Origin of the sequence: Nostoc sp., from assembly GCF_035638895.1 — a bacterium.
Taxonomy (GTDB): domain Bacteria; phylum Cyanobacteriota; class Cyanobacteriia; order Cyanobacteriales; family Nostocaceae; genus Nostoc.
The window spans coordinates 1-6,435 of sequence record NZ_DASQZC010000622.1 but is presented as its reverse complement, the minus strand read 5'-3'; the positions used below and the strand labels follow the sequence as shown (position 1 = coordinate 6,435).

Below are 6,435 nucleotides of genomic sequence, written 5' to 3'. Positions count from 1 at the left end.
GTTTTTCTACCCTCCAACATCACACCCTGACGCCACATTTTCAGTACTGCTTCTGGAGGATGTCCTTCTACCAAAACACGATATGTTTTGGAAATACTGTGGCGGGGATGTGTTAGTCCAAATGTCAGATTTCCGTCATTGGTCAGGATTAATGCTCCTGTAGAATCTGCATCTAAACGCCCAACTGGGTGAATACCTGTACCCTCCCGTAATTCTTTCGGTAGTAGATCCAGCACTGTTGGTCTGCGGTGAGGGTCGTAGCAAGTCGAAACCACACCCCTTGGTTTGTGCAGCAATAAATATATTAAAGCCGGACGCTGCTTTTTAGATACAGGCTTACCATCAATTGCGATCGCATCTTTTTCGGGATCAATTTTTTGACCTAAATGTGCCAATACCCCATTTATCCGCACCCGTGAGTGCCTAATCATTTCTTCGGCTTCACGACGTGAGGCGATACCCCATTGAGCGAGAATTTTTTGTAACCGTGCCTCCATGTGGAATTGCTTATTTACTGTTAACAATTAAATGATATTTGCATTTTGTAGCGAGTAGACATAAATGTTACATTTAAGACTTATTTAATTTCTGTTCGGTTGTTAAGCAAATATTCATAAACAGATTCCTTAGATGGCAGAGCAAAATTTCAACACAACACATACTAATAAAATCCGCATAATTACGCAAGTACTCACAACAGCCCTAAAGCTCTGGTTGAGAGCGCAAGTGAGCCAAATATCGGAATTAGAAGTGGAGATTAAAGCAAGCGATCGCCAAATTCTTTCTGGACGTATCCCATCGGTATCTATTTTTGCTACTGATGCAATTTATCAAGGTCTCCTAATTACACAAATTCAATTAATAGCAGAAAATATTCGCATAAATATCGGCTCGGTACTCAAGGGAAAACCGCTAAGACTGTTAGAAACAGTACCAGTAGTTGGCGATTTGATCGTAGACGAGAAGGATCTTAATGCTTCTCTCTCATCTGACTTATTATCTAATGCTTTGAGCGATTTGCTGGTTAAAGTTTTACCAAGACATTGCCCAAAGTCACAACCAATAAATTGGCAAAAAATTATCCTTGATAACAACCAAATTATACTGCGAGGTCTAAGAGTAACCAATAGTGAAACAACTCCTCTGGAGATTTGTCTAAGCTTACAGTTACTCAGTGGGCATGAGTTGCAACTGGCACATATAAAAATTTTGCCCGACCAAGGGGATATATTAGAGGACAATCATGAGTACAATCTGGATCTTGGCTCAGATGTCGATATCCAAGAACTAACGCTGATCCCAGGCAAGTTAGTGTGTCGTGGGCGGATTAACGTTAACCCTTAATGATTAGAAATTAAAAAATGCTAATACATTATTTTAAATGATATTGCGGCTCTCAGGGGACAATTCCCCGCTTCGTTGCGATCGCGCCTCGGAATAGAATTCCAAGTTATTGCATTGAAGGGAGGATAAACACAATCCTGTGCTTCGTTGCGATCGCGCCTCGGAATAAATTCCAAGGCTAATAGCTAAAGTCCTCTCAAGAGGACTAAACAAGAATTTCAGTCCACTTAAGTGGACAGTAGCTCTTAGCCCGGAACTTAAGTTCTGGGCGGGATATTGGTCAGTGCAATACTTTAACTGTTACTGAAAACCGCTATAGTAGCGGCAACAGTAGTGTCACAAAATAATATACCAACGGAGCAGTGAAAATATAACTATCAGTACGGTCTAAAATACCACCATGTCCAGGGATTAACTGCCCAGAATCTTTGACTCCAGCATCTCGCTTGAGCATAGACTCGGTAAGATCCCCCAAAAGACTAGCAATGCCAATCAGCAAACCTAATGCTAAACCAGTAAAGGGGGATCTGGGCAAGTGCAAATAATAGGCTCCTGCTATGGCTACAGCAACGCTTGAAGTAATGCCAAAGACAGCACCTTCTACAGTTTTTTTCGGGCTAATATCAGACAGACGGGTTTTCCCAAAGAATTTGCCAATGGTGTAAGCGCCGATATCGGCTGCCCAAATACACAAAAAAGTTAGCAGTGTTGCTGTAAAACCTTGTGGTAAAGAAGCAGAATTTGCTTTTTCCCAGAAATCTGTCCAGGTTGTGGGCCAATAACCTCCGAAAGGAAGATTGCTAAAAGCAGCAGTATCAATTGCTCGTAATCGCACCCAGTAACTCGGCAAATAACCTACATAAAATAGCCCCATAATAGAAGCGGAAACATCAGCGATCGTGGCAAATTTTGGCTGAAACAGCAAGTAAAAACAAATAAGTGTGCCAGCAATTGGCATCACAGCGTCAGCTAAACTGCCATCAAGGGTACAAATTACCAGCAAAACTTGGCTGACAGCCATAGTGGTTTTAGCGGCGGGAGCGATGCCTCTGGCTCGCACCAAATTAAAATATTCCTGTTGACCCAAAAAGATGATAACCGCAAAGATGATGGTAAAGTACCAACCCCCCAAAAGGGTTGCAGAAAGAGCAAGAGCGATCGCAACAATTCCACTAATAATCCGAGACCAAGGCATAGAAGTATTTTGGATTTAGTCTAGTTTCTCACCACTGAGGATAAAAATGGGATCAACGGCGGTAAAGGTTTGAGAAAAGCCACGCGTCTCTAAGCGGTTAACGGCAGACTGGACGACTTCGATATTTCTAGCCCTTAACAGAGAAAAGCTCTGAGAAATAGCATACAGACTTTCTAGATTAGCAGCTGTAGCTACAACCCGACCGGATGGGGGCAAATAATCCCATGCTGCTTGCAAAATGTCCTGAATGGGTCGTCCTCCTTCAATACAAACGCGGTGAGGTGTAACTTTAAGATCGTGTAAACACTCTGGGGCGCTACCTTCAATTACTTCGACGTTTTTCACATCAAAGCGATCGCAGTTACGCTTGATCAGATTAGCTACTTCTTCATCCCTTTCTATAGCGATAATCTTTCCACCTGGACACAATAGCCCCACCTCTACCGGAATTGTACCCGTGCCTGCGCCAATGTCCCACAACACAGAATCTGATTTTAGTCGCAGTTGGGCAATTAACAGCAGCCGGACTTCTCGCTGACTCAGGGGAATTCCTGGCAAATTTTCAAACAATTCATCGGGAATACCAGGGGTAATATAAGGCCAAAGTTGGGAGGGCATAGAATTACGCAATTATACTAAAGATATAGATTTGCCAAATTGAAAAGCTATAAGCTCTAAAAACTTTTCAACCGTAGCATTAGAAGAAACCATAATGATTGGCGAAATATTAGGCGATCGCTACGAAGTTCAGCAGCTACTAGGAAAAAAAGCAGGGCGGCGGACTTTGCTAGCTCGTGATTTGCAAACTCAGGAATTAGTTGTCATTAAGTTACTCTCTTTTGGTGATGACTTTGAATGGGATTCACTCAAGCTGTTTGAGCGGGAAGCTGAAACTTTAAAATCTTTGTCACATCCCTTAATTCCTCAGTATTTAAACTATTTTGAGGTAAATTTACCAACCATCAAAGGATTTGCGCTCGTACAAACTTATATCCCAGCAAAAACTTTAGAGCAATATTTACAAAGTGGGCGAACTTTTACAGAAGCTGAAGTCAAACAGATAGCCAAAGCGCTTTTAGAGATTCTTGTTTACCTACATGGGCTGTATCCGCCTGTAATTCACCGTGATATTAAGCCTAGCAATATTTTATTAGGGGAGCGTTCTGGTAATAGTATCGGTCAAGTTTATTTGGTAGATTTTGGCTCAGTGCAGACAGTCCTTGCCACAGAAACCGGAACAAGAACTGTGGTAGGAACTTATGGCTATATGCCACCAGAGCAATTTGGCGGACGTACTGTTGCAGCATCTGACCTTTATAGTTTAGGCGCAACCTTAATTTATTTAATGACGGGGAATCACCCAGCCGATTTACCGCAAAAGGATTTTCGCATTCAGTTTGAACAAGCGGCTAAAGTGAGTCCCAGCTTTAGCAAGTGGCTAAAGTGGATGATTGAACCGAGTTTAGAAGGGCGTTTTAGTTCTGCGACACAAGCCATCGCAGCCTTAGACAAACCAGAAGCGACATTACCTGCTTTAGTTGTTCGTAAACCAGACGGGAGTAAGATTCAACTAACCAAAAATTGGGATTCTCTAGAAATTATCATTCCACCAGGTGGTTTTAATCCATCAATGGTATTCACAGGTTTATTTGCGATCGCCTGGAATTCATTTATCCTGTTTTGGACAATTGGCGCTCTCTCAATAGTCGCTTTTCCTGCCAACATCCCCTTTGCCTTGTTCTCACTTCCTTTTTGGGGTGCTGGCTTTATGATGATGTATAAATTTATCTTTAATTTGTTTGGACGCATCTGCTTACGCCTGAATCCCAAACAAATTACCCTAACCTGGGAGTTATTTAGTTGGAAGTTTGAGCGTCCCCGTCCATCCCCAAGGCAAAGTGTTAATAAGTTGGTTTACATTCCAAAACACTTTACTAAAGGCTCTCAAGACACTAGAGTTGCCGTTCCAGCACAATTATATATTTGCTCAGGATTACAAAAATATCACATTAGTGGAAACGATGTTGGTATTAAATCCGAAGTAGAACTTGAATGGTTAGCTCATGAATTAAGCGAGTGGTTAGGTTTGCCAATTACTAATCCAATGGGAAGTTAGTTGCGCTAATCATTTAATTTAATTCTTAATTAAAAAGTCTGAGCGTTGGTTTTCGGCGCTCAGACTTTTTTGATTCGTTTTTCTTACACCCTAAACAAAGGCAAAGGATTCAGGACTTTTCATCAAAAGCGACAATGGCATTTTTTTACTGTCATTCTTCCTTCAGCGATGCCATGTCAATCACAAAGCGGTACTTCACATCGCTTTTTAGCATCCGCTCGTATGCTTGGTTGATCTTCTGAACCGGGATAAGTTCAATGTCACTGACGATATTGTGTTCAGCGCAAAAGTCGAGCATCTCTTGTGTCTCCTGAATCCCGCCGATCAGGGAACCGGCAATTACTCGACGCTTAAAAATCAAGTTACTGATGCTGGGTGATGGGTGCGGATTTTCCGGTACTCCAAGCAAACACAGCGTACCACCACGCTTAAGCAACTGAGTGTATGCGTCCAGATTGTGCGATACCGAAACCGTGTTGAGAATGAAGTCGAAGCTGTTGATATGCTTGTTCATCTCATCGCTGTTTTTTGAAATGACAACCTCATCGGCTCCGAGGCGCTTGGCATCTTCGGTCTTCCCTGACGACGTTGTGAACAGGACAGTGTAAGCACCAAAAGCGTGGGCTAATTTTAGCCCCATGTGTCCCAACCCACCAAGTCCGACGATACCCACCTTATCGCCTTTGCCAACTTTCCAGTAGCGCAAAGGCGAGTACGTCGTGATCCCCGCGCACAACAGGGGTGCAACGCCAGCGAGATCCAGCTTTTCCGAAACTCGTAGCACGTAATTTTCATCCACAACTATCTGGTTTGAATAACCCCCATAAGTCGTTTTCCCTGTCTGCTTCTCTGGGCTGTTGTACGTAAAGATAATTTCGTTATCACAGTACTGCTCAAAACTCTCACGGCAGTTTGCACAGGTGCGGCAAGAATCGACCATACAACCAACGCCCGCAGTCTCGCCTACCTTGAACTTGGAAACCTGCTCACCAATCTTCACTACACGACCAACGATCTCATGTCCTGGTACGACAGGGTAAACCGTATTTTTCCACTCATTAGCGACTGTATGCAGATCCGAGTGACACACGCCACAGTAAAGGATCTCGATTTGTACGTCATGCGACCCTAACTCTCGCCGCTCAAAAGTTAACAAGCCTAGTGGTGTACTTGCACTTTGGGCTGCGTATCCAAGACTCTTAATCACAGATGATCTCCTTTTTACTAAGTTCTTTCATGGCTTATATGTGAACTTTATTCAAATGTCCCTGATGATTCCGGCTTTGATAGCTGCATAAAAATGAGTATAAAGAAGTTAGACTGGTCTGAGTCAACCATCATAAGTGTGAGACAGTAGACAAAGCAGGTGGAGAGGGGGAGTAGGGGAAAAAATATCTACTAGTCCTGTTGGATGGGAGAATTGAGTAATTTAATTTTTTGAGTTCCCTAAAACGCTTATGGTATGTTGCTTTGCAAAAATTTTTTGAAGATAAATGAGCTGTGACCTGAAGCTCCCGGACAATGGATGCCGTGTCGACGACGGGCTGCCGGAGCAGCAGGTCCGCGAGCCGCCAGGCTGCCGCGTCGCGGCGAGCCACCACGGCATCGTCCCACCGCGCTCGTGCGCACTGGAGATCGTTGACCAGCTGCCGACCGTTGATCAGTGCGCGCTCCGTAGCGCCACAGATCTCAGTGACGATGGCGAGCGGGTCCCCTTGCCGGTATGCGGTAAGGGTTGCGAAGTAGGCCTCGGTGTCTGTAAGCAGTCCCGCGGACACAG

Annotated in this window: 7 protein-coding genes; 2 read left to right on the top strand and 5 right to left on the bottom strand. The window is 43.8% G+C overall.

The window, feature by feature from the left end:
* Nucleotides 1–497, bottom strand: a 497-nt coding sequence (locus VE944_RS30275; RefSeq protein WP_324986307.1) for a pseudouridine synthase, incomplete at its 3' end; no start/stop codon positions are given.
* A gap of 133 nt (nucleotides 498–630) precedes the next feature.
* Between VE944_RS30275 and VE944_RS30270 the strand changes: the two genes are divergently transcribed.
* Nucleotides 631–1,344: an LmeA family phospholipid-binding protein gene (locus VE944_RS30270; protein WP_324986305.1), complete on the top strand. Its 714-nt coding sequence runs from the start codon at nucleotides 631–633 to the stop codon at nucleotides 1,342–1,344.
* Between the two features lie 20 nt (nucleotides 1,345–1,364).
* Here the strand turns inward: VE944_RS30270 and VE944_RS30265 are convergent, their stop codons facing one another.
* From VE944_RS30265 to cbiT, 3 genes are all read right to left on the bottom strand, one after another.
* Entirely contained in the window at nucleotides 1,365–1,520 is a 156-nt protein-coding gene (locus tag VE944_RS30265; protein WP_324986302.1) for a hypothetical protein, read from the bottom strand.
* A 137-nt stretch (nucleotides 1,521–1,657) separates the two neighbouring features.
* Complete coding sequence (locus VE944_RS30260; protein WP_324986299.1) at nucleotides 1,658–2,539, bottom strand: phosphatidate cytidylyltransferase; 882 nt, start codon at nucleotides 2,537–2,539, stop codon at nucleotides 1,658–1,660.
* A 15-nt stretch (nucleotides 2,540–2,554) separates the two neighbouring features.
* Nucleotides 2,555–3,157 carry a precorrin-6Y C5,15-methyltransferase subunit CbiT gene (gene cbiT / locus VE944_RS30255; RefSeq protein WP_324986296.1) on the bottom strand — a complete coding sequence of 201 codons (603 nt, stop codon included), beginning with the start codon at nucleotides 3,155–3,157 and terminating at the stop codon, nucleotides 2,555–2,557.
* Nucleotides 3,158–3,251: 94 nt separating this feature from the next.
* On the opposite strand from cbiT, the gene VE944_RS30250 reads away from it, so the two are divergent.
* Entirely contained in the window at nucleotides 3,252–4,655 is a 1,404-nt protein-coding gene (locus VE944_RS30250) for a serine/threonine protein kinase (protein WP_324986293.1), read from the top strand.
* A 151-nt stretch (nucleotides 4,656–4,806) separates the two neighbouring features.
* Here the strand turns inward: VE944_RS30250 and VE944_RS30245 are convergent, their stop codons facing one another.
* Nucleotides 4,807–5,862 (bottom strand): NAD(P)-dependent alcohol dehydrogenase, encoded by a 1,056-nt coding sequence (locus VE944_RS30245; RefSeq protein ID WP_324986290.1) that lies wholly within the window; start codon nucleotides 5,860–5,862, stop codon nucleotides 4,807–4,809.
* Between the last annotated feature and the right edge of the window lie 573 nt (nucleotides 5,863–6,435).